Below are 24,803 nucleotides of genomic sequence, written 5' to 3' on the forward strand. Positions count from 1 at the left end.
AAAATCGCGGTTTTGCTCACGAGGCCCGGCCGAACCGCCGGGGCGTTCGGTTGCAGGTTCTGATCGTCAAAGTCTCGTCGCTCGGCGACGTCGTCCATAACATGCCCGTGGTGCAGGACATCCTGCGCCGGTATCCCGACGCCCAGATCGACTGGGTCGTGGAAGAGGGATTCGTCGACCTCGTCAAACTCGTGCGCGGTGTGCGCCGGGTCATTCCGTTTGCCTTGCGCCGCTGGCGCAAGAAGCCGCTCGCGGCACGCACCTGGCAGGAGATCGGTGCGTTTCGCCGTGCGTTGCGCGAAACCCCCTACGACTACGTCATCGACACGCAGGGTCTGGTCAAGACCGGCTGGATCTCGCGCACCGCACGCGGCGCGGTCTGGGGGCTGGGCAACCGCACGGAAGGCGCCAGCTACGAATGGCCGGTGCGCTATCTGTATCAGCACATGGTGCGCATCGAGCCGCACACGCACGTGGTGACGCGTTCGCGTCTGCTGGTGGCCGAGGCGTTGGGCTTCAAGGTGCCGGGCGAGATCGACTTCGGCATCGCCACCGAGCGGGCCGATCACAGCCTGTGCCCGGACCGTCCGTATGCAGTGTTCGTGCATGCGACCTCGCGAGACGACAAGACCTGGCCGGAAGACGACTGGGTCGCGCTGGGCCGCGATCTCGCTTCGCAGGGATTCCTCATCGTCCTACCGTGGGGCAGCGCTGCCGAGCGTGAGGTGTCGTTGCGTCTGGCCGCCGCGCTGGGCGAGGACGCCTGGGTGCCGCCGAAGATGAACCTGTCGCAGGTCGTCGGCCTGATCGATCGCGGAGCGATGACCGTGGGCGTGGACACCGGGTTGGTACATATCGCCGCAGCGCTGAACCGTCCGACCATCGAGCTATACAATTTCAGCACCGCGTGGCGCACCGGCGGGTTCTGGTCGCCGCGCATCGTCAATCTCGGCGACGCCGAACACAAGCCGACGCTCGCGCAGGTGCGCGATGCCGTGCATGCGCTGGCACCGGCGCTGGCTTCGTCGCCTGCGGCTGTGCCGAGCGGCACTGCCGCGTCTGAGGAGGACTGAATCGCATGAATCAAAACACCCAAGCTAACGACACCGGCGAATCGGGCGAGAGCGGCCAGATCGTCACCGTAGCCTCGGGCGACTGGCAGGGCGGTCAGTTGCCGGTCGCGCGAGAGACGCTGGTCGCCGACGTCGAAGCTGGCAAGGTGCTGTACTTCCCGCATCTGGCCTTCGCCATCGATGCCGCCGAGCAAGCGTTGCTCGATCCGAAGATCGCCGACCCGAAGCGCAAGAACATCAGCCTCGACCCGAAGACCGGCGTGCTCGTGGGCGTCGCCGCCGACGACGCTACGCAGCGTGCCGTTCATGCACTGGTCAAGCGCTACTACACACAGGCGTGCAGCCTGATCGACGGCCTGATGCCGGAGTATCGCGGCAAGCTGCGCGCTGCACCGACGAGCCTGCGGCTGCATCAGGTGGAGACGCGTCAAACCTCATGGCGCAAGGACGACAGCCGTCTGCACGTCGACGCCTTCCCGTCGCGCCCGAACTACGGCGAGCGAATTCTGCGCGTGTTCACCAATATCAACCCAGCCGGTCAGCCGCGTGTGTGGCGCGTGGGCGAGCCATTTGAGGACGTGGCGAAGCGCTTCCTGCCGAAGGTGCCGACACAGTGGCCCGGCTCGGCGTGGCTGCAAAACGCCGTGGGCATCACCAAGCGCCCGCGCAGCGGCTATGACCACATCATGTTGCATCTGCACGATGGCATGAAGGCCGATATGGGGTATCAGCACGACGTGGACCAGCAGACCATGCCGTTCCCGCCGGGCAGCGTCTGGATCTGCTTCTCGGATCAGACGTCGCACGCCGTGATGTCCGGCCAGTTCATGATGGAACAAACCTTCTTCCTGCCCGCCGACGCGATGGTGCACCCCGAGTGCTCGCCGCTGGCGGTATTGCAACGTCTTACGCATCGCGCGCTGATCTGAATGTTGCTGCGTCTCGTCTATCGCGCGCTCTGGTGGATCGTCGCACCGCTGGCGGTGGTTCGCCTTTGGTGGCGGGGCCGGTTCGAGCCGGGCTATCGCCGCCATATCGGCGAGCGTTTCGGCTTCTACAGCACGCCGCCGTACACCGGCCGTCCGCTGATCTGGGTGCATGCGGTCTCCGTCGGGGAGACGCGCGCCGCGCAGCCGCTTATCGATGCGCTGCTGGAGCGCTATGCGTCGCACGGCATCTTGCTCACGCACATGACGCCGACGGGGCGCGCCACGGGCGAAAGCCTGTTCGGCGATCGCGTGGTGCGGTGTTATCTGCCGTACGACATGGTCGGTCCGATCCGGCGCTTCCTGAAGCACTGGCGGCCGAGCGTCGGCATGGTGATGGAGACGGAAGTCTGGCCGAACCTGATCTTCACCTGCCGCGAAGACGGTGTGCCGCTGGTGCTGACCAACGCGCGCATGTCGGCGCGCTCGTTCCGTCGTGCGGCGCGCTTCGGCGATGCGGCCAAACCCGTCTACGGTGGATTCAGTCATGTGCTGGCGCAAAGCGATGCCGACGCTGAGCGTCTGCGCATGCTAGGGGCCAGCGATGTCGACGTGATGGGCAACCTCAAGTTCGACATGACGCCACCGCCTGCGCTGCTGGCGCTGGGCGCTCGCTGGCGCGAGCGCTTCGGCGACCGTAAGGTGTGGCTGGCGGCGAGTACGCGCGACGGCGAGGAGGCACAGGTGCTTCAGGCGCGTGCGATGCTCGCGTCCGCCTCCGACGTGGGACGTCGCTCGCTGCTGGTGCTGGTGCCGCGTCACCCGCAACGTTTCGACGAAGTGGCGGCGATGCTCGAAAAGGTCCGCCTGAATTATGTGCGTCGCAGTGCATGGCCGGACGACGACACGCCGCTGCCCGCTGACGTCGACGTCGTGCTCGGCGATTCGATGGGCGAGATGGCCGCTTACTTCTCGGCAGTCGACGTCGCGTTTATCGGCGGCAGTCTGTTGCCGCTGGGCGGCCAGAATCTGATCGAAGCGTGTGCAGCGGGTACGCCCGTGGTGTTCGGGCCCCACATGTTCAACTTCACGCAGGCCAGCGAAAACGCGCTGGCAGCAGGCGCGGCGCGGCGTGTGAGCGATGCCGGTGAGCTGGCGTCGACGCTGGCCGACCTACTGATCAACAACGACAAGCGGCTGGCGATGCGCACGGCGGCGTTGCTGTTCGCGAAGCAGCATCAGGGCGCGACTGCCCGCACCGTCACTGCGTTGGGACGCTGGCTCGATACCGGGTTCGTTGCACCGCAGGAGTGAATCGATAAGACGTCACAGCACTGGCGTCCGAAAGCAAAAAGCCTCGCATGCCAGAACGGTTATGCGAGGCTTTCTGTTTTGATGCTGACGAGGTCAGCGACGCAGGGGCGCTGTCGTCCCCGGTCGCACACCGCGCGCCGGAAGACCCGTGCCTGCGTTTGCCGGGGTCGCTTCGCGGGCGCCGGCCATGGCGGCGGAGGCGTCCGGATTCTCGGTCAGCAACGCGTTGAGCAATTGCAAGTCCGTATCGACGAGCGTGGCGGCGCTGGCCTTCAGCTGGAGGCTGGAGAGCAGCGTGCTGTAGCGTGCCTTGGCGAGATCGCGCCGCGTGGTGAAGAGCTTGTCTTCGGCGTTGAGCACGTCGGCGTTGATACGAATGCCGACCTGATAGCCGAGCTTGTTCGACGCGACCGACGACTGCGCCGATTGCTCGGCCGCTTCGAGCGCCTTGACCTGCGCCAGTCCGCTCGACACGCCAAGGTACGACGTGCGCGCGCTCAGCACGGCCAGACGTCGTGCATCGTCCAGATCGTTCTGCGCCTTGTCTTCGAGCGCCAGCGTCTGACGCATCTTGCTCTGCACCGACCCCCCCGAGAAGATCGGAATGCTGATCTGAATGCCGATCTGCCCCGCCGAACTCGGCCCCGTGCCCTGACTCGACGGACTGGACATCGCGGACGACAACAAGCTGTTAGCGTTGCCGACGTTCGAATGCGCACCGGCCGCCACCAGATCGACGGACGGCATATAACCCGACTTCGCCTTCGACGTTTCGCGTCGCGCGATTTCCAGCGTGAGCGATTGCAATTGCACGCCGTAGTTGGCCTGCTCTGCTTGCGTGACCCAGTCGGCGACATTGTTCGGCTCGGGCGACGGCAGCGTCGAGCCGGCGCGCAGCGTAGCTAGCGAGCCGACGGGATGGCCGACGATGCGCGCGAACGCGGCACGGCGCACGTCGAGCGTGTTCTGTGCAGCGATTTCCTGAGCGGTGGCCTGATCGAAGCTGGCTTGGGCTTCGTTGGCGTCGACGATGGTCGCGTTGCCGACTTCGAAGTTGCGTTTGGCCGACGCGAGCTGTTCCGCGATGGCCTGCTTGTGCGTGCCTGCGAGGGCGAGATCGTCCTGTGCGGCGAGCACATCGAAGTAGGTCGTCGCCACGCGCAGGATCAGATCCTGCTGCGCCTGCGCGAATGCGGCTTCGGCGCTCGCGACCGTCAGCTTGCCCTGCTGGTACGACTGCCAGCTATCCCAATGGAAGATGGGCTGCGTCAGTGCAAGGCTGTAGCCGCTGCTGCCGAAAGTGTTCGAGATGTTCCCGGAGCCGTAGTGCGTGTTGACGGCCCCGTAGCGCGCTGTGACCTGCGGCAAAAGTGCGGCGCGGGCTTGCGGCAACGCCTCGATGTTCGCGAGGTACGACGAGCGTGCGCTGGCGATGAGCGCGTCGCGGCCCTGGGCTTCGCTGTAGAGCTGGAGCAGGTCGGTCGCGCTCGCGGGGGCCGAGTGCCCAATGAGCGCAGCGAGCGTCGTCGCGATGGCGAGGACGCTCGCAGAGCGGGCATTGAGGATGCTACGAGTGTTACGGGTATGGCGGGCGGACGCACGCCTATCCGCGCGCAGCCGCGCGGCAAACCTCGGGGGGCGCATGGCCCTGACTCAGTAAGTCGGCATCGACGGATCGACCTGGCGTGCCCAGGCATCGATTCCGCCGTCCAGATTGAACATCTGGGTAAAACCTTGTTGTTCCAGGAACATGGCGGCGCGGGCGCTGCGCATGCCGTGGTGACAAATGCACACGATGGGCGCATCGGCGTCGAGTTCGCCCTGACGCGCAGGCACGTCGCCGAGCGGCACGTTCTTGCTCTGGGCGATGTGGCAGGTCTGCACTTCCCAGTCCTCACGCACGTCGAGGAGCGTGGGTTGGCTGCGGTCCCCGTCCGCGAGCCACTGGGCCAATTGCGCCGGTGTAATGTTTTGCATGATGTTCTACGTGTGTCGAATCGATGGCGTCCGGTTCTCGTCAGGCCACGCGTTCGTCCCCAAACGAACGTGCATGGAACCGGTCCGCTCACGGCTTCAGGGGGGCGCCGTTCGCCATCGAAAGGCGCGTCCCCGGCAGCCGGGCTTTAGAACTTGAAGCTCGACGGTTGCGGGGCGACCAGATAGGCCACCTGCGTCTCGAACAGGTTTTCGCGACGGAACTCGGTCTCGGACATTCGCGTGATGAGCACGGCTTCCATGACCGGGGTACCACCCACGAACGCAGCCAGACGGCCACCGACCTTCAGTTGGTTCTGGAATGCTTGCGGCAGTTCGGCCAGCGCGCCCGAGATGCAGATCACGTCGTACGGTGCGGCGGCGCTCCAGCCTTGCGCGCCGTCGGCGTTGACGACTTCGACGTTGGTCACGCCGTTAGCGCGCAGCGTCTGCTGGGCCGACTGTGCCAGGTTCGCGTCGAATTCGACGGTCGTGACGTGATGCGCGTTGTATGCCAGCAGGGCGGCCATGTAGCCCGAACCCGTGCCGATTTCGAGCACGTTCTCGTTCTTCTTCGGCGCGAGCGCTTGCAGAATGCGCGCTTCGACGCGCGGGAACATCATGTGCTGGCTCTTGTTCGGGATAGCAGCGCCCGAGAGCGGCAGTTCGACGTCGGTGAACGCGATGTCGCGCAGTGCCGTCGGCACGAAATCTTCGCGCTTGACGACTTCCAACAGCTTGAGCACGTCCTGATCGAGCACGTCCCAGGGACGAATTTGCTGCTCGATCATGTTAAAGCGGGCCTGTTCGTAATTCATTTCGATTACTCGTGGGTAGTAGGCAAACACAACCCGGCATTTTACCAGTTCCGGACGGCAGCCATGATGACGTGTGAACTTTTGCCGCAAATCGGCACGACAGCCGGGCAAATGTGACCAACCCCGGGCTCAGGCGGCCTTGTCCGGTGGGATCGAAAGCGCGGGCGAGTCCATCCGGACCTCCGCGCCGGACCGGGCGACGCACTGCAAATACGCGCCGCACATCGTGGCCATCTGGTCGGCGATCTGGCGAGAGAGCGTCTCCGAGCAAGCGCCCACGGGCGCGCGGTTCTCCAGAATGGCCTTGATCGGCCCTGTCATGGAGTTGAGGAAGACGAAGGCCACCGTCTCCGGATCCTCGAAGCGCACGTTGTGCGCGGTCTTCAGCATGCCGACGACGGCCGCGTGCATACGCGCCGACGCCCCCGCAAACACCTCCCGCCCGTCCAGATCCTCCGAGAGCCGGTACAGCGCCTGCGCCTCTTCGATATCGCGCATCTTCGCGCCAACGTAAGCTTTCGCCAGTTCCTGGGCCATCGTTTCCAGCGGCTTGCCATGCGACGCCTGACACGTTTGCTCGACCGATTCGACGATACGGTCGATGTGACGCTCCAGCACCGCGTAGAGCAGCACCTGCTTGTTCTGGAAATACTGATAGAGGGTGCCGACGGACACCCCGGCGCGCTCGGCCACCCGGGTGGTGGTCAGCTGACGCCCGCCATCGAGCAGCAAAACCTGAAGCGCGGCGTCGAAAATGGCGTCGATGGTGACCCGCGATCGCGCTTGCTGCGGCGATTTACGGGGCGTTGCGGGTGGTTGACCGGCCGGTTTCATATGCGAATAGAAAATCTGAAGGATTCTTCATAAACTCGATGCTAACAAATTTGCGTGCGGCCGGGCGCAGAACGACGGGAATTCGACGGGAGCAGTGATGAAACGGGACGCTATCGAAAATGCGGTACGCGAGGACGCCGAACGCCATCTGGGAAAAGTGGCGCTGGTGACCGGCGCGACCCGGGGAATCGGATTGGAAGTGGCGCGTGAGCTGGCCGAAGCGGGCATGACAGTGCTGGTTGGCGCGCGCGATGAAGTGAAGGGGGACGAAATCGTCGCCCCGTTGCGCAAGGCGGGCTTTCAGGCAGAGACGCTGGTGATCGATCTGCTTCGCCCGGAGACGCTGCACGCGGCAGCCTACCGGATCGGGCGCTATCACGGTCGGCTCGACGTGCTGGTCAACAACGCGGGCGTGACCGATCCGCGCGACGACACGCCGGAGAAGGCGTCCATCGAGGCTGTCGAACGAGTCTTCCAGACAAACTTCTTCGGCACCTTGCGCGTCACGCAGGCGATGCTGCCGTGGCTGTCGCGCTCGGACGGTGCGCGTATCGTCAACGTGTCGAGCGGCCTAGGCTCGCTTACGCAGAACAACGATCCGGCGTGGGAGCATGCGGCTTTCCGGCAGATCGGGTTCAACGCGTCGAAGGCCGCGCTGAACATGTTGACGGTGCAGCTCTCGCACACGTTGCGCGAGACGTCGATCACGGTGAACTCGGTCGACCCGGGCGCACCGGGCGATCTCACGGTCGACGCGAGCGGCAAGCGTGGGCGCCAGGGGCTGGCCGACGGCACGCGCAGCGTGGTGATGCTCGCGCTGGGCGAACGCGGCCCGGTGACCGGTGGATTCTTCGATCTCTCGGGCACACTGCCCTGGTGAATGCTGTGGTGAAGACTGTGGTCAATGCCGAGGGAAAGCGGGTCGGGTAAAATCCGCCCCCATGAATTGCCGACCCCATTGCGCTGCCTGCTGCATCGCCCCCTCCATTTCGACGCCGATTCCCGGGATGCCTGACGGCAAACCGGCGAACACGCGTTGCGTGCAGTTGGACGACGCCGACCGATGCCGTATCTTCGGCAGCCCGCAGCGTCCGGCCGTGTGCGGATCGTTACAGCCCTCAGTGGAGATGTGCGGCGACGACCGCACGCAGGCCATCGCCTGGTTGTCGGAACTGGAAGCGATGACCGCCCCGATGGCCGCCTGAGGATCGCCAGCGGGAAGTGGGAAGCTGCCAGCGGGCAGCGCCGGGAAAACCTCAATTCCTGTCGTATCTGAGTGCTATAGTCGCGCGTGTCGGGCCTGATGCGCCCTGAAGCGGAACGTGAAATGCCGGGTAGCGCTCATCCAGATCATCCCATTCCTCAGCAGTGCGATGCGACCGCGTCGTTCACTGTCTCGCGCCGTCGCTGGCTGACGATGACCGGTGCGGCTGCGTTGGCTGCGGGCCTCGCGGCATGCGCAGGTTTGCCGTTCGGCAACGAATACACCTTTTCCGAGAGCCAGTTGCAGCGTGCGCTCGAGCGCAAGTTTCCGTTCGACCGTCGCGTGCTGGCCGTGCTCGACGTGAATCTCACGCATCCGCGTCTGACGCTGCTGCCTGAGCGCAACCGTTTGGCAGTATCCGTCGACGCCACCGTGACGCATCCGCTGGGCGGCGCGCCGCTCACCGGAACGCTCGCCATCGACAGTGCCCTCGCGTACGATCCGGCCACGCTGTCGGTCGTGCTGCGCGACCCCGAAGTGGAGACGTTCACCATCGACGGTCTGCCCGAGCGCTGGTCGCGTCAGTTGAACGCGGCCGGGGCATTGATCGCAACGCAATTGTTGCAAGGCGCGCCGATCTACACGTTCAAGCCGGAGCAACTCAACATTGGCGGCGCGATACGTCAGCCAGGGGCGATCACCGTGCTATCGCACGGCGTGAACGTCAAATTCGACACGCGCTGACGTTGCATCGATTTCGTGCCAACGCATTCGCTTGAACCTACAAAAACTTCTCAATCCTCGACTCCTCAGGAACTCATTGCATGGACTTGTTGCTGGCGCTCAAAGCCGTCATTCTCGGTGTGGTTGAAGGTCTGACCGAATTTCTGCCGATTTCGTCGACCGGGCATTTGATTCTGGTCGGCAGCCTGCTCGACTTCAACGACGAGAAGGGCAAGATCTTCGATATCGTGATTCAGTTCGGCGCGATTCTGGCGGTGTGCTGGGAGTTTCGCGCGAAGATTGCGCAGGTCGTGTTCGGGCTGGGTAGCGATGCGAAGGCGCGTCGCTTTGCGGTGAACGTGATCGTCGCGTGCGTGCCTGCCATCGTGCTAGGGCTGCTGTTCGGCAAGCACATCAAGGCGGTGCTGTTCAACCCGCTGGTTGTGGCCACCGCGTTCATCGTCGGCGGCGTGATCATTCTGCTGGTCGAGCGTCATAACCGTCGCAATGTCGAAGCGGGCAAACTGCCGCGCGTGAATTCCATCGACGAGCTGTCGACGCTGGACGCCCTGAAAGTCGGCTTCGCGCAATGTCTCGCGCTGGTGCCGGGTACCTCGCGCTCGGGCGCGACCATCATCGGCGGCATGATGTTCGGGCTGGAGCGTCGTGTGGCGACCGAGTTTTCGTTCTTCCTCGCGATCCCGATTCTGTTCGGCGCGACGATTTACGAGCTCTACAAGTCGCGTTCCATGCTGGAAGTCGCGGACTTCGGGCTGTTCGGCATCGGCTTCGTGTTCGCCTTCATCAGCGCGTTCATCTGCGTGCGCTGGCTGCTGCGCTACATCGCGTCTCACGATTTCACGGCGTTCGCCTGGTACCGCATCGTGTTCGGTATCGTAGTGCTGGTGTCGGCATACAGCGGGCTGGTCGTGTGGGCGGACTGAACACCACCCCCTGAATGCAGCATGAAAAAAGGGCACCGAAAGGTGCCCTTTTTGCTGTCCGTCAGTACCGACGCGATGACGTCGATGCCGCTCAGCCGCGCTTGCGGAAGACGAGATCCCACACGCCGTGACCGAGGCGTAGGCCGCGGTTCTCGAACTTCGTCACAGGACGGTAATCCGGACGCGGCGCGTAGTCGGCCGCCGTGTTTTCGAGCGACGCTTCGCCGCCGAGCACTTCAAGCATCTGCTCGGCATATTCCTGCCAGTCCGTCGCGCAGTGTAGGTAGCCACCTGGCTTCAGACGCGAGGCCAGCAACGCGACGAACGGCGGTTGCAGCAGACGGCGCTTGTGGTGACGCTTCTTGTGCCACGGATCGGGGAAGAACACGTGCACGCCGTCAAGCGAGCCTTCCGGGAGCATGTGCTGGACGACTTCCACGGCGTCGTGCTGGATGATGCGCACGTTCGAGAGCGGCGTCGTGCCGATGAGCTTGAGCAGCGCGCCCACGCCCGGCTCGTGCACTTCCACGCCGAGGAAATCGTCTGCCGGACGCACTTTCGCGATGTGCGCGGTGCCGTCGCCCATGCCGAAGCCGATTTCCAGAATGCGCGGTGCGCCGGCGCGATCGAAGGCGGCGGGCCAGTCGAGCGTTTCGGGTGCGTACGGCAGCACGAACTTGGGGCCGAGTTCTTCGAAGTAGCGCTTCTGCGCTTCCGAGCTGCGTCCTGCGCGGCGCACGAAACTGCGAATGCGGCGCGGGTGCGCTACGCCGTCGGGGCCGACGTACGTGTCGTCGTCTTCCGAAGGGGTCGTTTGCGACGCGTCGAGTTCAGCGTCGTCGTGGGCCGGGAGCGCGTCGTCGGCCGGCGGTTGTCCGTGGTTCGTCATGGAAACAAAAAGCCGTCTGGAACGACGGCTTGTCGAGGGAGACTTCGGCGGGCGGTGCGTACAGCGCCCAACACGATGATTTTTCAAAGGATTTTCCCGCGCCTTGGCGGCGGGAACGGAATCGATTATCCACCGGAACCGCCTTCACTGGCAAGTTGGCGCCCGCTTCGCGTCCTGGCGTGATCCCGCCTGACGTCGCGATCGCGCGCCGCCGTCAGCGAGCCTTGGCGCGCGACGGTTTGGCGCTGGCTGCCACGCGCGCTGCGCTCTTGTTGCCGAAGACGCCCGTCGTTTCCATGTCTTCGAGCCAGGAGAGGGCGTCGGCGTGGCGAAGGAAGTGACGCAGGTAGTCGGGCGACACGTCGTGCATCAGCGAGAGTGCCCGATGCACGAGATGGCTGGAATTGAGCGGTCCCGCGTTTTCGGGCACCTGTGCGAGCGACTGGCGCAGATTGCCGTCGGTGCTCAGCTTCGACCACGTTTCGCGGAAGTATTCGAGGACGTCAAGGTCTTCGAAGGCATCGTCCGTCGCGATGACCGTCGGCGTGATGGCGACGGGAATCGGTGCGGGTTGGGCGACGGTGCGCTTCGCTGGCGTGGTCGACGGTGTGGCCGATTGCGTGGACGCGTCGGGAGCCTTCGCTGTGGGCGACGGTGCCGTCGGCTGAGCGCCACGCGTCGGCCTCGATGTCGCGGGTGATGCAGACGATGTCGGTCGCTCACCGGTGCCGATCCGTCGCGTGATGTCAGCCGTCAGCGTGACGAGCGGCGATGCCACGCGCGATGCGGTGGGAGCGTCGGCGGAAGTCTCTGCATCGGCAACCGACTTCGCGAAGTCGTCCATCAGCACCTTAAGACGCGTTTCAAGCACGCGCCGCACGTCGCCTTGATAGGTGAGCATGCGTGTGCAAAGCGCTTCGATGCGATGAAAGCGTGCCGGGTCGCGGTTGTCGGCACCGGCTTCACGCCATGCGGTGATTTGCGCGATGGTCGGATCGACTGGATCGACAGACGACACGACAAGCGTGTCGTCTGCGATGTCGTCGTTCGTAGGAGGGGGTGTCTGCGTGCTCATTGCCGCACCGTCACGCTTTCGGTTTGCCAGCGTTACCGGCACTGCTGCGCGGCATCGGCGCGATTTCCACGCGGCGGTTCTTTGCGCGCCCGGCTTCGTCGGCGTTGGACGTCACCGGTTGTTCGGCACCAAATGCGGCTGAGAACACGGAGGACGGCGGCACCCCGGCCGCGATCAGCTCGCGCGTGACGGTCAGCGCCCGTTGTGCCGACAACTCCCAGTTATCGGCAAAGCGACGGTTCGTCTCGCGCACTTGCTGGTCGTCGGTGAAGCCGCTGACCATGAGGATTTCGTCGCTCGCGCGCAGATAGGCGGCCAGCGGCGCGGCCAGACTGCGCAACACTTCACGGCCTTGCGGCTGTAACTGGTCTGAGTTCAGGGCGAAGAGCACGTTGCCGCTGATACCGATGCGACCGTTTACGAGCGTCACGCGGCCACCTGCGAGCGGTCCGGCGAGCGCTTTCTCAAGCGTCTCGCGGCGCTGCGTTTCGACCTGGCGCTCCTTCACTTCGCGTTCCAGCTTCGCCGAAAGCTCGATCTGCACGCCGATCACGCCGAGCATGATGAGCACGAAAGCGCCGAGCATCACCGACATCAGATCGCCGAAGACGGCCCACGTCGGCGCGGCGGCGCCTACGTCGCCCGCGTCCGCGATATCCGCGTCGAATTCGTCTCTCATGCTGCCACGCTACCCGGTTGCATACCTGCTTGTGCGGCTTGCGAGCGCACCTGCGCGAGATCCTGAAGGTTCTCGAGGATCTGCTTTTGCGACATCACGCTCAGCTCCACCACTTCGCGTGCCTGTGCGACGTAGTACCCGAGTTGTTCGTCGCTGCGCGCCATCGACTTGTCGAGCGCAGCCTCGATGCGTTGCAGATGCGCCAGCAGTTGCGTGTTCGATTCGCCGAACGACTGGACGGCGGCACCGAAGGCGTCGCCGAGGCTGGCGATTTCCACCACGCTGCCAGTGACCTGTGCGGACGCTTCCGTGAGCTTCTCCGTCTGCGCGGCGATGGCGTCGCCGAGGTTTGCACTCGCGCGTTCCAGCAGTTGCGCGGAGGTCGTGACGAGTTCGTCGACGGCGGCACGTTGTTCGTTGCCCGCGTGTTTGACGGTGTCGAGCAGCGTGCCCAGCGTGTCGAGCAGTCGCGAGCGCTCTTCGAGCATGGCGTTGTCGCGGACCATGCTGTCCGAGAGCTTCTGACGCAGTTCGCCGATGATTTCGGCGGCCGCCTTAGGGGCTTCCGAAGCCGTCTGCACCAGACGCGAGATTTCCGCGATTGTGTCGCTGGCGCTGGCGCGCGTCTGTTCCGACATCTCCAGCGCGGTGCGGGCGAGCGTGTCGCAAATCGCCTGTTGCTGGTTGGCGGTTTGTGCGCCGACCTGCTGCCATTCCGAGCGCAGCGTGGACAGCGTGCCTTCGAGCGTTTCCGTCCAGACGGACAGGCGCTGCGTTTCGCGCTCGGCGGTGGCGTCGTGATGCGCGGTGTTGGCGGCGCTGAGGGCTTGCAGCAGCGACGCACTGTGTTCGGTAAATGCGCTGGTCGTCGCCGCGACGAGTTGCTGATTGCCGTCGGCCAGACGTTCGCTTGTGCGTGTGTGTTCTGCGATGACGTCGCGCCAGGTCTGAGCGACGTTGGAAGACGTCGAGTCCAGTTGCATCGAGACGTTTTGCAGCAATTGCGACGCCCGCGATTCGAACGTTTCAGCGAAGCGCGCGAGGGCGGCGGCGAGTTCGGTGGCGAGCGCGTCGTTCGCCGATTGTTGCGCGACGAGGGCCTGCTTCCATTCGCCCGACACGACCGCGGCCGTCTCCGACACGCTGTGCATTGCGCCTTCCGTGCGCTGGCTTACGCCGTCGATCAGATGGGCGGCGCGTTGCTCGAAGGTTTCCGTGAAGCGCGCAAGGGCGGCGGCGAGTTCGGTGTTCAGTGCGTCGTTGGCCTGCTTTTGCAGCCCGATCGATTGCTCCCATGCCGAGGCGACGCGCTCATGTGCGCCGCTGACATTGCCGCTCGCAGCATCGAGCTTGGCGGCGACATCCGCCAGCAGAGCGCTTGAGCGCGCTTCGAACGTTTGCGCGAAGCGTTCCAGTGCCGCGCCGAGCGACTGCGTGAGCGTGTCGTGCGATTGCTGTTGCTGGCCAAGCGCCCGCTCCCACGCTTGCGCGACGGTCGTCTGTGCCGTGGCGATGCTGCCCGTTGCGCTGTCGAGCCGCGTGATGACGTCGCCAAGCAGACTCGCGGAGCGCGTTTCGAACGACTCGGTGAATTGCGCAAGCGTTGCGCCGAGTTCTCTGGCGAGCTTGTCGTTGGTTTGCTGCTGCGTGGCGAGCGACGTTTGCCACGTCTGGGCGATGCTCGTGTGTGCGGCGTTGACCTGTCCTGTCGTGGTGTCGAGGCGAGCGGCGACGTCGTCGACGAGCTTTGTCGAACGCGTCTCGAAGGTCTGTGCGAATTGCGTGAGCGCCGTGCCGAGGTTTTCAGCGAGGGCGTCGTTGGTGCGTTGTTGCGTGGCGATCGACGTCTCCCATGTCTGGGCGACGTTCGCGTGGGCGGCGTCGATGCGGCCCGTCGTGGCCTCCAGGCGAGCCGCGACATCCTCGACCAGCTTGGCCGAGCGCGCTTCGAAGGTCTGGGAGAAGTGCGCGAGCGCCATGCCGAGGTTCTCGGAGAGCGTATCGTTGCTGCGCTGTTGCGCGGCAAGCGACGTTTCCCACGTTTGCGCAACACCGGTCTGTGCGCTGCTGACCTGGGCAGTCACGGTTTCGAGGCGTGCGGCCACATCATCGACCAGTTGCGATGAGCGGGTCTCGAACGTCTGCGTGAAATCGCCAAGTGCCGAGCGCAGATCGGTCGCGAGCGATTCATTGGTGCGCAACTGAGCGTCGAGGGAGTCTTTCCAGACGCCGGCGACGCGCGCCGTCGTGGCTTCGAAGCGATCCGACAGGCCATCCATACGGTCTTGCACGGCGCTCGAAACGGTCTGATGCCACGTGGCAGTTTCGCGCGCGAGGCTCGCCATCGTCGCTTCGACTTCCGGACGAATCGCTGCACCGGCGGCGCTTGCTGTGGTGGCGACGCTATCCTTCAGATACTGCTGCATCGCGCTGGTGAGTTGTGCGTAAGACGCATCCGTCTTGGCGTGCAGGGCGTCCTGATTGGCGACGAGGCGTTCGCCGAGCGCCTGACTCTGGCGCTCCATCGCGGCGATCATGTCTTGCAGACGGTCGACGAGGGCGGGCATGACCGTCGCTTGTTGTTGAAGCAGTTGCAGCGTGGTTTCGCGTTGGTGCTGCTGCGAGAAGCCGCGCAGCGTCGTGACGATGCGCGCGTCGAGCGATTGCACGACCTGTGCGCGTTCCTTGCGCGCGAGTGCGGCGAGCAGGCCGAGCATGGCCGACGTAGCGACACCCGCGACCGACGTTCCGAACGCGAAGCCGAGTCCCTTGACCGGCGAGGCGAGCGAGGCGCGAATCGCTTGCAGATCGGTCGCGCCTTCGAGCGCGATGCCGGTGCCACGCAGCGTGGCGGCCATACCGAGGAAGGTGCCGAGCATGCCGAGCAGCACGAGCAGGCCGACGAGATAGGGCGTGAGCGCCGGGCCGGGCAGGCCGACGCGTTCGCCTTCCACGCGCAGACGCACAGCGGTGCGCAGACCGACGGGTAACGTCTCAAGCCACGCCGGGAGGGATGCGGGCGGTGCGCTCAGTCCGGAGACGGCACTGGCGAGGGCGTTCGTCGACTGATGAAAGCGTTTGAGTTCGAGCGCGCCGAAGAGATAGACCGCCGCGATCAGCAGAGCGACGGCGAGCGCGAGGGTATTGGTACCGGCATAGCCGATGGCGATCCAGCCGACGACGGCAAGACCTGCGACAAAGGCAATGAGATCAACGAGGTAGCGTGGCAAACGGGTCATGTTGTCCGGGTTCACTAACGTTTTCGCCGGGAGTGACCGAGGCGAGGGCGGCAATCAGCCCTTCGATCGGTTCCAGGCGGATATCCAGTTCTGCGAGCAAAACGCTCTGCATGTCCCGGTGGAAGGTGTCTAGCCAGGTGCCTGCGGGCGCGAGCGGCGGTGCGCCGGGCACGCGCGGGGCCGCCATCGCGGCCTGCTCGGTGTCTCGCAGACGCACGAAGTGCCCTTCGAGCAGATTCGGCACGCTCGCGAGCAGTGTGCGCTCACGTGCACCCATCACACGCTCCATAACGGCGTCGACGCTGGCGAGACGCGCGGCGTCAGGCGACATCGTGGCCAATTGGGCGCGAAGGCGGGTGCGCAGGGCGCTGATCGCCGTGTCCATCGTCTGTTGCGACGTCGCGTAGCGCTGGCGATACGCCGGAAACTCCGCAAACGAGGCCGCCCGCTGACGCTCGGCAGCGCTCAGTGAGCGGATCTGCCCGCCGGGCGCGGCCGCCAGTCCGCAATCGCGGGCGATGGCGGCGGCGAGGTCGACGCGCACACGTGCCAGTTCGCCTGCCGGGCTCTGCGCAGCCGCACGCGCGCCGAGCGTTGCCGCCGGCGGGTTGGCTGGGTTGGCTTTAAGGGCCGACGACAAAGCGATGGCGTCGGTCCAGCCCAACCACTGGCTCAGTCGGTCCGAGAGCGACGGCGCGGCCTCCGGGGGCGCGAACGAGCTCAGGCGGGCCAGCGAGCGTATGAGTGTTGGGGCGCTGATAACGGGACGCCGGGACACTTGCACCATTCCACTGGGGGGTCGAAAACCCAGCAGTTTACACTGCGCGCGCGCCGCGCCCCCCACTGGCCGCCCGGTCGGGGGATTGACGGGCGAGCAAAGCGCCCGAATGCCCCCTGAAACCCCTCTGAAAGCCCCGCCGGACGCCGACTGTGATTTATCTCAGTTTTCAGGTGCCGACCCGAGGTTTATCTTTCACTCAACCCGCGACAAACGCGAAACAAACGAAACGAAACCGGAGGTGTGACATGGCTGCAATCGGACCGATCTGCGACGCACTGGTGACCGTAGGCACGTGGGCAAGCCGGGCTGCCCCGGTGGCCAAGTTCTTCAACGACGTGCTGGCGCTGTTCTGAAATTTCCCGCGACCAGCGCGAAACAACGAAACAAGACTGGAGGTGTGAAATGGCTGCAATCGGACCGATCTGCGACGCACTGGTGACCGTAGGCACGTGGGCAAGCCGGGCTGCCCCGGTGGCGAAGTTCTTCAACGATGTGCTGGCGCTGTTCTGAAATTTCCCGCGATTAACGCGAAACATCGAAACAAAACTGGAGGTGTGAAATGGCTGCTCTTGGACTCTTCTGCGATGGTCTGGTCACGGTGGGAAGCTGGGCACGTGCGGTGGGACCTGTCGCCAAGTTCCTGGCCGAGACTGTCAATATCTTCATGTAATGCGCGATTGGCGCAACGGAAGTCATCAATGGCAGGAGGGGTGAAATGTCTGCAATCGCATTCATGTGTGACGGAATGGTGGCAGCGGGTACCTGGGCAAGTCGGGCCGCACCGGTGAAGCAGTTCATTTCTCAGGTGATCGCGCTTTTTTCCTAAGCGCTCACGTGTCGAGCCACCGAATCGAGCAATGTCCGGAGGTGTGAGATGGGATGGGGAGTTATTACTAATCTGGTGATGAACGCAGTGGCCTGGGGCAGCGATTCCGAGTCTCTACACAACTTCTTCTCGGACTTCGCTGCCACCGTCTTCTGATTCGGTTCAGGTCGTCGAGCAGACCGTTTCGGAGGCTTGTGCAAGACCCGTCCGAAGGTAGGGCAACAAACTGGCGAGACCGACGGCGGCCATCGCTGCGCCAATCCACAAAGGCGCGCGCATGCTGTAGCCCGCATCGATCGCGGCACCACCGGCCCACGTCCCGAAGGCGAGGCCCGCAGTAATCACCGACGTATGCATCGTATTGACGAGCGGCCCCGGCGCTGCGGTGCGCATCACTCGCGCGACCATTGCCGGATTGAGCGAGACCCCCGTCAGGCCGATGGCGGCGAACGCGGCGACACCGACCGGCGTCAGTTCGGCCCAAAGCGCAAAGCTGATCAGGGCGAGTGCGAGCACTGACAAACCGGCCACCAGCACCGTGAGCGTGTGACGGTCGGCGAAGCGTCCGACGACGGCGTTGCCGATGATGTTCGCGATGCCGTACATCGCGAGCAGATTCGGAATCGAGGTGGCGGACACACCGGCCACATTCAAAAAGATCGGCGAGAAATAGCTGAACGCAGCGAACGTCGCGCCGATGATCAACCCGCTCGTCGCAAACGCGGCCCACAGCGGACGATTCAGCAACGAACGGAATTCGCCGGACAGGCTGACGACTTCAGCGTCTGCCCCGTCCTGTTTATGGTCGGCCGGTGCCCACAGCGCAATCGCGACGGTGCAAAGTGCAGCGAGCACAGCGACGAGCCAGAAGCTGGCGCGCCAGCCGTAGTGTTGTTCGATGAAGGCGGTGAGCGGCACACCGATCACTGGCGAGAACATCAGGCCGCCGAGCACGAAGGAGGCGGCGCGTCCGCGCACCGACGGCGCGACGAGATCGGCACAGAGCGTGAGCGCGACCCCGAACGTTGCCGAGCTGGCCACGCCCATGATGATGCGAGCGACGGCCATCATTTCATAGCGGGTCGACATTGCGGCCAGTACGCCGCCTGCCACGTTGATCGCGAGCAGCCAGATGAGGGCGCGCTTATGCGGCGTGCGCAGTGCGAGCAACACGGCGGTGAGCACCGGGCCGCCGATGGTCATGCCGAGGGCATAGAGCGAAATCAGGCTGCCGATCTTGCCGATACCGACGTTCATCGCATCGGCCAGCGCGGGCATCATCCCTGCGACCATGAACTCGGCCGTGGTCATGGCGAAGACGGTCAGTCCTAACAAGTAGACGACGGGGGGCATTGCGGATTTTTGCGTCATATTCTTTAACATTCATTCCATATTCGTGGGCGGAATAACGACCCGCGAGGGGGGGGCAATTGTTGGGTGTTGTGGGTGACGTGCTGCGCGAGAAAGTGTCGGGTGTGCGGACTGAGCGTGGTTGTCCGTCAGAGCTGAGCCAGTATGCCTTCCATGATGCCTTCGAGGAACGCGCGGTCGCAGACGGTGCGTCCCAGCGCGCGCAGGCCGTAGTAGCTCGACAGAAACGTGCGGGCAACGACGACCGGGGAGCGCTCGGTGGACAGTTCGCCGTTGTGTTGTCCGACGGCGATCAGATGCACGAGCACTTGTTCGAAGCGGACGAAGTAGGCCTGGCTGATCTGGCGGACGCGTTCGTCCTTGGCACCGCGCTCGAAGGCCGCGAACAGGGACATACAGCCGCGTTGCTTCTCGGGATCGAGATCGTCGTCGATGCCCCATTGCATGAGCGTGCGCAGACGATCCTTGACGGGACCGTTGCCGTTGAGAATGTCGACTTGCTTCTGAAGGCCGAGCGTCTGATAGCGCTCAAGGGCTTCGTGATAGAGATTGAGCTTGCTGCCGAAGGCGTTGTAGAGGCTACCGCGTCCGAGGCCGGTGCATTCGACGAGCGCCTGCGCGGAGGTGCCTTCATAGCCGTTCGTCCAGAAGACGTCCATGGCGGCGTCGATGACGGCTGCGTCATCGAATTCTCTGGGTCTTCCGCTCATGATGGACCTCGTCGTTCTGGAGGAATGGAAATAGCCGGTGCCACGAGGCACCAGTCCGATGCGTGACTATAGGTGATTTTTTACCGTTCGTTCAAATAACCGGATGTTGGTTGTGGGTTTGTATGAACGACGTGGGGAGTGGGTGACGGCGAGCGGCGTCAGAAAACAAAAAAGCCGTCACAAGGACGGCTTTCTCGAAAATTCTCTGGAGCGGGCGATGGGAATCGAACCCACGGCTCTAGCTTGGGAAGCTAGGGTATTACCATTATACGACGCCCGCGAAGACCGACATTCTAAGCGGGGTTGGGGGAGTTTGGCAATCTGGGTGTTTCGTAGGTGGGTACGATTTTGGGGTGAGAGCCTTGGGACCGATTCCCATCGCAGGCGCTTTTCCGGGTTCCCTTTGGTCTGGTTTCAGGCGGTGTTCGGGCTTCGTTCGTCGCTTAGATAAGAACTTTGATAGAGAAGCATTTCATAGCCGTTATCTCGACCAAGTGGAAAAGGGCTTGGGCGGTGGCTAATAGGCTGGAACACTGGTGCATCCACCCGACAGCGCTCCGCCGCTAAGCCGGACGTTGGGATAGAACGGATTTTTGGCAACTGAAGGATGCATACGTTCTCTTGGGGAGGAACCCACCTCCAAGTCCATACCTGGCATTGGGTTTGACTTGCGAATACTGGTGCGTGCAGGACTGCGATGTCGCCGCCACATCGCATACGACAACGACGATTGGATACGAGCAGGTGTTCTCGATGAACATATCGGCGTCGTTGTATGCCGACTTGTATACCGGCACCAGTCGTGCACAGCCATTGACAGGTGGGCTGGAATCGGCACTGGTTGCCCCCATGTTCGTCCCCGCCGAAGCCGAACGTCCAGGAGTACCTGCTGATGCCGTGCCCTGTAGCGCGGAGCCCACTGCTTGAAGCTGCGCCGCATTCTTACTGCTACCGGCCGCTGCACCCAGAGCAACTGCACCAAGTAGGCTTGCCGTCATCGAGCCGACCCCTGATGTGGACTCGCTTTTATCGGAGATATAGGTCGTACTGGCGTTTTCGCCATTCGAATAATTTCGAACGCTGTAGTTGTTCGTTTCCGCCCCGGTTAAAAGATTCCCGCGGGAAAAGCGTCCGGAGCGTGTGGTCGGGCCGCCATGAATCTTGTCTCCATTGATCCACATTTCGCCCATGCCGTCGCGAAGACCCGCCTTCATCTCGCCATCGTAGCGAAGCATCAACGTTGAGCCAGCGTAACCGAGCAGCGTGCCCTGCCCGTTGGCGAACCCCCCTTGGCATTCGCCTGACCAAGTGTAGTGTTCCCAAACACCAAAGACGCTGCAATCGGGGCGGTTATCCAACGCGATCTGGGCGTTGCTCTTGTGCGTGGGGCCGGGCAGGCCACGGCCCGCCAAAATAGCGGCAAGGCTTGTCGCCGCCGTGATTTGAAGCCGTCGCAAAAGATTTTTTCTCACACGAATCCCCGACGTCTAATTTCTACTTTTGGGATCATACAATTCTGATCTTCGCGACTACATCATCCATTTGGTGGATGACTACCTAGCTTGTCCCATGTCCCAAACGCTTTTGTCGACCGCGATATCGAGGTACCGATCGTTCGCCATTCGCTTGTTGATTTTGTCCTGCACGATTCAGTTACTTCAAGCTCAGACCGCAGGCACTCCACGTCGACGATAGACGATGGACGCGAGGTCGGATCGGGAGATGTGCTCATTATTCTCGTTTCAGGGTTGCGAAGCGACAACACGAAATCTGGGCGACAACATGCCGCAGTAATCGTACCCCGGAGATGTCGGTCCGAAGAAAACACCACTGAATACGCGGATCTACCGATCTAGGCTTGCAGCGAATCTACCTAGGGACGTACCTGAATCCCCCAAATCATTCCCTTTCCTCATGTGCGTTTGCGATCAGTATTTTTGCGTATCGATCGCACGTAGCATTGCGGATTCACCGATGTTTTTTATCGGATATATCTAACTTGTAATTCAAAAGGAGATGGTCAGTTAAACGAAATAGATAAAGGGAGACGTAGATGAAAGGCATTTCTCGGTACACACATTGGGTGGCCGCAACCGGATTGGCGGCACTGTCCTTCGGAGCGATGTCGGCGGATTCGACAGGCGCGCATAGCCCGTATTGCGAAACCGTCGCGCAATGCGCGAACCCGATGGCCACCGGCGGCATGGTTACATCGTCGAACTATCTGGCGACACAAGCCGGATTGAAGGTGCTTCAGCAAGGCGGGAATGCCGTCGATGCGGCGATTGCCGTCGCGTCCACCATCGCCGTCGTCTACCCTCAGATGAACACCATCGGCGGCGACAACTTCTGGCTCATCTACAACGCCAGAACCCACGAGCTTCGCGCACTGAACGCCAGCGGCCGAGCCGGCGAACGCGCCACCATTCAGTTCTACAAAGACAAGGGCCTTACCACGATCCCGCCACGCGGTTATCTGTCGGTTAATACCGTGCCCGGCGCAGTCTCCGGATGGGACGAGGCATATCGATACGCCCACGCCAGCATGGGACGAAGCCTCCCGTGGCGCGACCTGCTGCAAGACGCCATCCACTACGCTAAAGACGGCTTCATCGTCACGCCGTCGCTGGCAAAGTGGTCGGCTATCAACGTCGATACCACCGATAAAGTGTTTCGCAACCTTCAACAGTTCGATGGCTTCCGGCAAATCTTCCTGAAACCCGACGGCTCGCCCTACCCATCAGGAGAGCGCCTCAATCAGCCGGAGCTGGCGAACACGCTCACGCAGATTGCCGAGCAAGGTGCACAGGTGTTCTACAAGGGCGAGGTCGCCGAGAAGATCGTCAAGGACCTGCAGGCCAATGGCGGATTGCTCACGCGTGAGGATTTCGCCCGTCATCGTGCCGATTGGGTGAAGCCGATCTCGGTGAAGTACCGGGGTTTCGACGCCTACAATTTCCCGCCGAATACACAAGGGTTTGCCTCGCTGGAAATTCTGAACATCCTGAATCGATTCGATGTGAAGGCATTGGGCGAAGGCTCGGCCGATTACTATCATCTCCTCGTGGAGGCGACCAAGCAGGCCTTCGCAGACCGCGACAAATATCTGGCCGATCCGGACTTCGTCGATATTCCGCTGGCCGACCTGCTGTCCGTCAAGCACGGCACGGCGCAGGCCGCGCGTATCGACATGCGCCGCGCCAACAATGAGGTCAAGCCGATGGACCCGAAGGGCGATACCGTCTGGTTCGGTGTCGTCGATGGCGACGGAAACGCCGTCTCGCTGATCCAGAGCATCTATTACGATTTCGGCTCCGGCATCGTGCCAAAGGGAACCGGTATTCTCCTGCAGAATCGCGGTTCGTTCTTCTCGCTCGACCCGAGCCACATCAACCACCTCGCCCCCCACAAGCGCACCTTCCATACGCTCAACCCCGCCATGCTGATGAAGGACGGCAAGCCGTATCTGGTCTACGGAACGATGGGCGGCGAGGGACAACCGCAGACGCAGGCGGCCATCGTCACACGCATCGTCGACTTCGGCCTCTCGCCGCAGGCCGCGATCAATGCGCCGCGCTGGTTGTACGGCCGGACCTGGGGTGTGTCGTCGAACGATCTCAAGATCGAAGCGCGTGTACCGACGGCAGTCTCGGAGGCACTGAAGCAGCGAGGCCATCCCGTCAAAGTCGTCGAACCCTTCACCGATACGATGGGCCACGCGGGTGCAATCCTGATCGATCCGGTCTCGGGCGAGCTGCAAGGCGCAGCCGACCTGCGCGGCGACGGATTGGTTGCAGGCTACTGAGCTTAACGCGCGCCGGACATCGATTGCCGTTCGGCGCGGATCACTGTGAAATATTTCGTCGGACTTCCCACCCGGACATATCAAGATTTCCTGATTTTGTGCCGTTATTTGTAGATCAAGTCTGCGTTATCTTGCCCGCAGCGCTGTCCGTATCCGACAAGCGAGACTCGATAAATTTCGCTCGCCAACATTCTTTTGTTTTTTCACTGATGATGAACATGAAAGTCACAACGCTTGCGTCGGCCGCATTCCTGAGCGCAGCGTTGGCCGGTTGCGGTCACTCGGAAATCGATACGGTTAAGTCGGCTGTCGTGCCGCAGGATTCGACACATACCTACGAAAGCGCGCTGTCGAGCCGCGCCTCGTGCGATAAGGATAGCTGGAGCACATTCAAGGACGATGCGAACCGAACCGTCGTGGAATACCGTTGCGAGTTGAAGAACGGTGCGCCGCTGCTTGCCGCATTCCGTCAGCAGAAGATCACCGATACGCAGCGCGATTTCCAGGGCTACTACAACGGCCTCGATCAATCCGCCGAGTCCCTCCGTCAGCGTGATCCTGAGGCTTTGGAGAAGCAACTCGCGGACGCTCAGCGTCAACTCTCAGAATTGCAGGCCAATGGCTCAGGCCCGATGCCGAATACGCCGGAGGCGCTCAAACAATCCATTGTCAACCGCGACAGCGCAATGGAGGCTGCACAATCTGCGGTCAATCGCGCCCAACAAGCGCTCAACGATGCGCGAGGCGGACAGTCCGGCGTGCAGCAGGAACGTGCCCGATTTGAGCAGCAGGAGAAGGACGCGCTCGCGCAAATCGACAAGACGTACGGCGGCGTCACCGGGGCGAGCGAAGTTTTCCGGTGGTATGTCCGGGATAAGCAAGTCGTGCCTGCCTGGGTGGGTGTTGAGCTCGCGAAGCAAGATGGCAGTACCGTACGACAGGATCGAAACTGGCAGCAGAACCTTCAGGATCTGCTGAACCACCGTGGAGACGATCACGTTCATGCAGTACTCAACGTGCCGGACAGTATCGTAGCGAGCAAGTAGTCGGCTGCGATTCGGAGCTGTGAATTGGGGCGATAGGCCAACGGGCCAATTCACCCCAAACCTCACCCCTCGATCTTATCGATGAACGCCAGCACCTGCGCTTCGGCGCGCACCCACGCGTCATCCGGTGAGTGACCCGATAGCCCGGTGATTTTGGAGAAGTCCGTGAAGAACACGCCGTTCTCCATGTGACCTATCGATGCGACAGCTCTCCATCCCGAGACCCCGTTCGGTGCTACGCGAATCATGTACGTTCGCTGGCGGTACTGTTTATGCAACTGCGTTAGCATGTGGCGAACTCCGACTACTGGAGACTAATCCTAGCACGCGTATACGTAACGTGCGTTTAAAGTCCCGACCTCGGCTTTCCGCCCGCAAACCCAAGAACAGTGTCGTAAAGCTGCTGAGCCGCGCTGGATAGCACCAGCCCCCGCCGACGAATCAGACCGACGGTTGGCTCCTTCGGAATCGGTTCGAACTCGATCGTGTCTTCCTGCGCGCCGAGATAGTTCAGCCCGAAATCCGCTTCGGCACGCACGCGAGCGTGACTTCTCCACCCCAGGCGCGTCGCA

General features: G+C 62.9%; 23 protein-coding genes and 1 tRNA gene. 9 read left to right on the forward strand and 15 right to left on the reverse strand.

Annotated features, from left to right (window positions below):
• The first annotated feature begins 101 nt into the window (after window positions 1-101).
• From waaC to waaA, 3 genes are read left to right on the forward strand one after another with little or no spacing between them, the layout of a single operon-like run.
• Window positions 102-1,073, forward strand: coding sequence for a lipopolysaccharide heptosyltransferase I (waaC, locus tag PAN31117_RS06575; RefSeq protein WP_246188962.1), 972 nt, complete (start codon window positions 102-104; stop codon window positions 1,071-1,073).
• A gap of 5 nt (window positions 1,074-1,078) precedes the next feature.
• The gene (kdoO, locus tag PAN31117_RS06580; RefSeq protein WP_150737489.1) at window positions 1,079-2,002 is read left to right on the forward strand and encodes a Kdo hydroxylase KdoO; all 924 of its coding nucleotides are present in this window, start codon (window positions 1,079-1,081) and stop codon (window positions 2,000-2,002) included.
• Between the two features lie 3 nt (window positions 2,003-2,005).
• Window positions 2,006-3,313, forward strand: coding sequence for a lipid IV(A) 3-deoxy-D-manno-octulosonic acid transferase (gene waaA / locus PAN31117_RS06585; protein WP_150737730.1), 1,308 nt, complete (start codon window positions 2,006-2,008; stop codon window positions 3,311-3,313).
• Window positions 3,314-3,406: 93 nt separating this feature from the next.
• On the opposite strand, the gene PAN31117_RS06590 is transcribed toward waaA, so the two are convergent.
• The 4 genes from PAN31117_RS06590 to PAN31117_RS06605 all read right to left on the reverse strand — a co-directional run bounded on the left by PAN31117_RS06590 (window position 3,407) and on the right by PAN31117_RS06605 (window position 6,939).
• Window positions 3,407-4,957, reverse strand: a complete 1,551-nt coding sequence (locus PAN31117_RS06590) for a TolC family outer membrane protein (protein WP_150737490.1) — start codon at window positions 4,955-4,957, stop codon at window positions 3,407-3,409.
• Between the two features lie 9 nt (window positions 4,958-4,966).
• A complete protein-coding gene (locus PAN31117_RS06595) occupies window positions 4,967-5,290 on the reverse strand; it encodes a rhodanese-like domain-containing protein (protein WP_150737491.1) in 324 nt (107 codons plus the stop codon).
• 146 nt (window positions 5,291-5,436) lie between these two features.
• A complete protein-coding gene (locus PAN31117_RS06600; RefSeq protein WP_150737492.1) occupies window positions 5,437-6,105 on the reverse strand; it encodes a protein-L-isoaspartate O-methyltransferase family protein in 669 nt (222 codons plus the stop codon).
• Between the two features lie 129 nt (window positions 6,106-6,234).
• Entirely contained in the window at window positions 6,235-6,939 is a 705-nt protein-coding gene (locus PAN31117_RS06605; protein ID WP_150737493.1) for a TetR/AcrR family transcriptional regulator, read from the reverse strand.
• A 97-nt stretch (window positions 6,940-7,036) separates the two neighbouring features.
• Between PAN31117_RS06605 and PAN31117_RS06610 the strand changes: the two genes are divergently transcribed.
• The 4 genes from PAN31117_RS06610 to PAN31117_RS06625 all read left to right on the forward strand — a co-directional run bounded on the left by PAN31117_RS06610 (window position 7,037) and on the right by PAN31117_RS06625 (window position 9,810).
• The gene (locus tag PAN31117_RS06610) at window positions 7,037-7,819 is read left to right on the forward strand and encodes an SDR family NAD(P)-dependent oxidoreductase (protein ID WP_150737494.1); all 783 of its coding nucleotides are present in this window, start codon (window positions 7,037-7,039) and stop codon (window positions 7,817-7,819) included.
• Between the two features lie 61 nt (window positions 7,820-7,880).
• The gene (locus PAN31117_RS06615; RefSeq protein ID WP_150737495.1) at window positions 7,881-8,144 is read left to right on the forward strand and encodes a YkgJ family cysteine cluster protein; all 264 of its coding nucleotides are present in this window, start codon (window positions 7,881-7,883) and stop codon (window positions 8,142-8,144) included.
• Between the two features lie 122 nt (window positions 8,145-8,266).
• Window positions 8,267-8,887 carry a DUF1439 domain-containing protein gene (locus PAN31117_RS06620; protein ID WP_150737496.1) on the forward strand — a complete coding sequence of 207 codons (621 nt, stop codon included), beginning with the start codon at window positions 8,267-8,269 and terminating at the stop codon, window positions 8,885-8,887.
• Between the two features lie 80 nt (window positions 8,888-8,967).
• Window positions 8,968-9,810, forward strand: coding sequence for an undecaprenyl-diphosphate phosphatase (locus PAN31117_RS06625; RefSeq protein WP_150576022.1), 843 nt, complete (start codon window positions 8,968-8,970; stop codon window positions 9,808-9,810).
• 91 nt (window positions 9,811-9,901) lie between these two features.
• On the opposite strand, the gene trmB is transcribed toward PAN31117_RS06625, so the two are convergent.
• From trmB to PAN31117_RS06670, 9 genes are all read right to left on the reverse strand, one after another.
• A complete protein-coding gene (trmB, locus tag PAN31117_RS06630; RefSeq protein WP_150737497.1) occupies window positions 9,902-10,699 on the reverse strand; it encodes a tRNA (guanosine(46)-N7)-methyltransferase TrmB in 798 nt (265 codons plus the stop codon).
• Window positions 10,700-10,913: 214 nt separating this feature from the next.
• Window positions 10,914-11,774, reverse strand: coding sequence for a DUF2894 domain-containing protein (locus tag PAN31117_RS06635; protein WP_150737498.1), 861 nt, complete (start codon window positions 11,772-11,774; stop codon window positions 10,914-10,916).
• A gap of 10 nt (window positions 11,775-11,784) precedes the next feature.
• The gene (locus PAN31117_RS06640; protein ID WP_039393044.1) at window positions 11,785-12,453 is read right to left on the reverse strand and encodes an OmpA family protein; all 669 of its coding nucleotides are present in this window, start codon (window positions 12,451-12,453) and stop codon (window positions 11,785-11,787) included.
• Window positions 12,450-15,683, reverse strand: coding sequence for a DUF802 domain-containing protein (locus PAN31117_RS06645; RefSeq protein WP_150737731.1), 3,234 nt, complete (start codon window positions 15,681-15,683; stop codon window positions 12,450-12,452). Before PAN31117_RS06645 ends, PAN31117_RS06640 begins: the two co-directional genes overlap by 4 nt.
• Window positions 15,664-16,479 carry a DUF3348 domain-containing protein gene (locus PAN31117_RS06650; RefSeq protein WP_150737499.1) on the reverse strand — a complete coding sequence of 272 codons (816 nt, stop codon included), beginning with the start codon at window positions 16,477-16,479 and terminating at the stop codon, window positions 15,664-15,666. Before PAN31117_RS06650 ends, PAN31117_RS06645 begins: the two co-directional genes overlap by 20 nt.
• Window positions 16,480-17,461: 982 nt before the next feature.
• A complete protein-coding gene (locus tag PAN31117_RS06655; protein WP_246188942.1) occupies window positions 17,462-18,670 on the reverse strand; it encodes an MFS transporter in 1,209 nt (402 codons plus the stop codon).
• 128 nt (window positions 18,671-18,798) lie between these two features.
• Window positions 18,799-19,380 (reverse strand): TetR/AcrR family transcriptional regulator, encoded by a 582-nt coding sequence (locus PAN31117_RS06660; RefSeq protein ID WP_150737500.1) that lies wholly within the window; start codon window positions 19,378-19,380, stop codon window positions 18,799-18,801.
• A 206-nt stretch (window positions 19,381-19,586) separates the two neighbouring features.
• Window positions 19,587-19,660, reverse strand: a tRNA-Gly gene (locus tag PAN31117_RS06665).
• A gap of 283 nt (window positions 19,661-19,943) precedes the next feature.
• On the reverse strand, window positions 19,944-20,852 hold the full coding sequence (locus PAN31117_RS06670; protein WP_150737501.1) for a hypothetical protein: 909 nt from the start codon (window positions 20,850-20,852) through the stop codon (window positions 19,944-19,946).
• Between the two features lie 581 nt (window positions 20,853-21,433).
• On the opposite strand from PAN31117_RS06670, the gene ggt reads away from it, so the two are divergent.
• Together ggt and PAN31117_RS06680 are read left to right on the forward strand one after the other, a co-directional pair.
• Window positions 21,434-23,185, forward strand: coding sequence for a gamma-glutamyltransferase (ggt, locus tag PAN31117_RS06675; RefSeq protein WP_442417689.1), 1,752 nt, complete (start codon window positions 21,434-21,436; stop codon window positions 23,183-23,185).
• A gap of 218 nt (window positions 23,186-23,403) precedes the next feature.
• Window positions 23,404-24,231, forward strand: coding sequence for an HlyD family secretion protein (locus tag PAN31117_RS06680; protein ID WP_150737734.1), 828 nt, complete (start codon window positions 23,404-23,406; stop codon window positions 24,229-24,231).
• A 62-nt stretch (window positions 24,232-24,293) separates the two neighbouring features.
• Here the strand turns inward: PAN31117_RS06680 and PAN31117_RS06685 are convergent, their stop codons facing one another.
• Window positions 24,294-24,521, reverse strand: a complete 228-nt coding sequence (locus PAN31117_RS06685) for a hypothetical protein (RefSeq protein WP_150737502.1) — start codon at window positions 24,519-24,521, stop codon at window positions 24,294-24,296.
• 56 nt (window positions 24,522-24,577) lie between these two features.
• Complete coding sequence (locus PAN31117_RS27055; protein ID WP_174990857.1) at window positions 24,578-24,769, reverse strand: hypothetical protein; 192 nt, start codon at window positions 24,767-24,769, stop codon at window positions 24,578-24,580.
• Between the last annotated feature and the right edge of the window lie 34 nt (window positions 24,770-24,803).

It is taken from the genome of Pandoraea anapnoica (genome assembly GCF_902459765.1).
GTDB lineage: Bacteria > Pseudomonadota > Gammaproteobacteria > Burkholderiales > Burkholderiaceae > Pandoraea > Pandoraea anapnoica.

Excerpts from the sequence above, each read along its gene's own strand:
- PAN31117_RS06625 (WP_150576022.1), top strand. The coding sequence starts at position 8,968 with ATGGACTTGTTGCTGGCGCTCAAAGCCGTCATTCTCGGTGTGGTTGAA.
- ggt (WP_442417689.1), top strand. The coding sequence starts at position 21,434 with ATGAAAGGCATTTCTCGGTACACACATTGGGTGGCCGCAACCGGATTG.
- PAN31117_RS06610 (WP_150737494.1), top strand. The coding sequence starts at position 7,037 with ATGAAACGGGACGCTATCGAAAATGCGGTACGCGAGGACGCCGAACGC.
- PAN31117_RS06600 (WP_150737492.1), bottom strand. The coding sequence starts at position 6,105 with ATGAATTACGAACAGGCCCGCTTTAACATGATCGAGCAGCAAATTCGT.
- PAN31117_RS06680 (WP_150737734.1), top strand. The coding sequence starts at position 23,404 with ATGAAAGTCACAACGCTTGCGTCGGCCGCATTCCTGAGCGCAGCGTTG.
- kdoO (WP_150737489.1), top strand. The coding sequence starts at position 1,079 with ATGAATCAAAACACCCAAGCTAACGACACCGGCGAATCGGGCGAGAGC.
- PAN31117_RS06620 (WP_150737496.1), top strand. The coding sequence starts at position 8,267 with ATGCCGGGTAGCGCTCATCCAGATCATCCCATTCCTCAGCAGTGCGAT.
- PAN31117_RS06685 (WP_150737502.1), bottom strand. The coding sequence starts at position 24,521 with ATGCTAACGCAGTTGCATAAACAGTACCGCCAGCGAACGTACATGATT.
- waaC (WP_246188962.1), top strand. The coding sequence starts at position 102 with ATGCCCGTGGTGCAGGACATCCTGCGCCGGTATCCCGACGCCCAGATC.
- PAN31117_RS06655 (WP_246188942.1), bottom strand. The coding sequence starts at position 18,670 with ATGACGCAAAAATCCGCAATGCCCCCCGTCGTCTACTTGTTAGGACTG.
- PAN31117_RS06605 (WP_150737493.1), bottom strand. The coding sequence starts at position 6,939 with ATGAAACCGGCCGGTCAACCACCCGCAACGCCCCGTAAATCGCCGCAG.
- PAN31117_RS06635 (WP_150737498.1), bottom strand. The coding sequence starts at position 11,774 with ATGAGCACGCAGACACCCCCTCCTACGAACGACGACATCGCAGACGAC.
- PAN31117_RS06595 (WP_150737491.1), bottom strand. The coding sequence starts at position 5,290 with ATGCAAAACATTACACCGGCGCAATTGGCCCAGTGGCTCGCGGACGGG.
- PAN31117_RS06660 (WP_150737500.1), bottom strand. The coding sequence starts at position 19,380 with ATGAGCGGAAGACCCAGAGAATTCGATGACGCAGCCGTCATCGACGCC.
- PAN31117_RS06590 (WP_150737490.1), bottom strand. The coding sequence starts at position 4,957 with ATGCGCCCCCCGAGGTTTGCCGCGCGGCTGCGCGCGGATAGGCGTGCG.
- trmB (WP_150737497.1), bottom strand. The coding sequence starts at position 10,699 with ATGACGAACCACGGACAACCGCCGGCCGACGACGCGCTCCCGGCCCAC.
- PAN31117_RS06615 (WP_150737495.1), top strand. The coding sequence starts at position 7,881 with ATGAATTGCCGACCCCATTGCGCTGCCTGCTGCATCGCCCCCTCCATT.
- PAN31117_RS06650 (WP_150737499.1), bottom strand. The coding sequence starts at position 16,479 with ATGGTGCAAGTGTCCCGGCGTCCCGTTATCAGCGCCCCAACACTCATA.
- PAN31117_RS06640 (WP_039393044.1), bottom strand. The coding sequence starts at position 12,453 with ATGAGAGACGAATTCGACGCGGATATCGCGGACGCGGGCGACGTAGGC.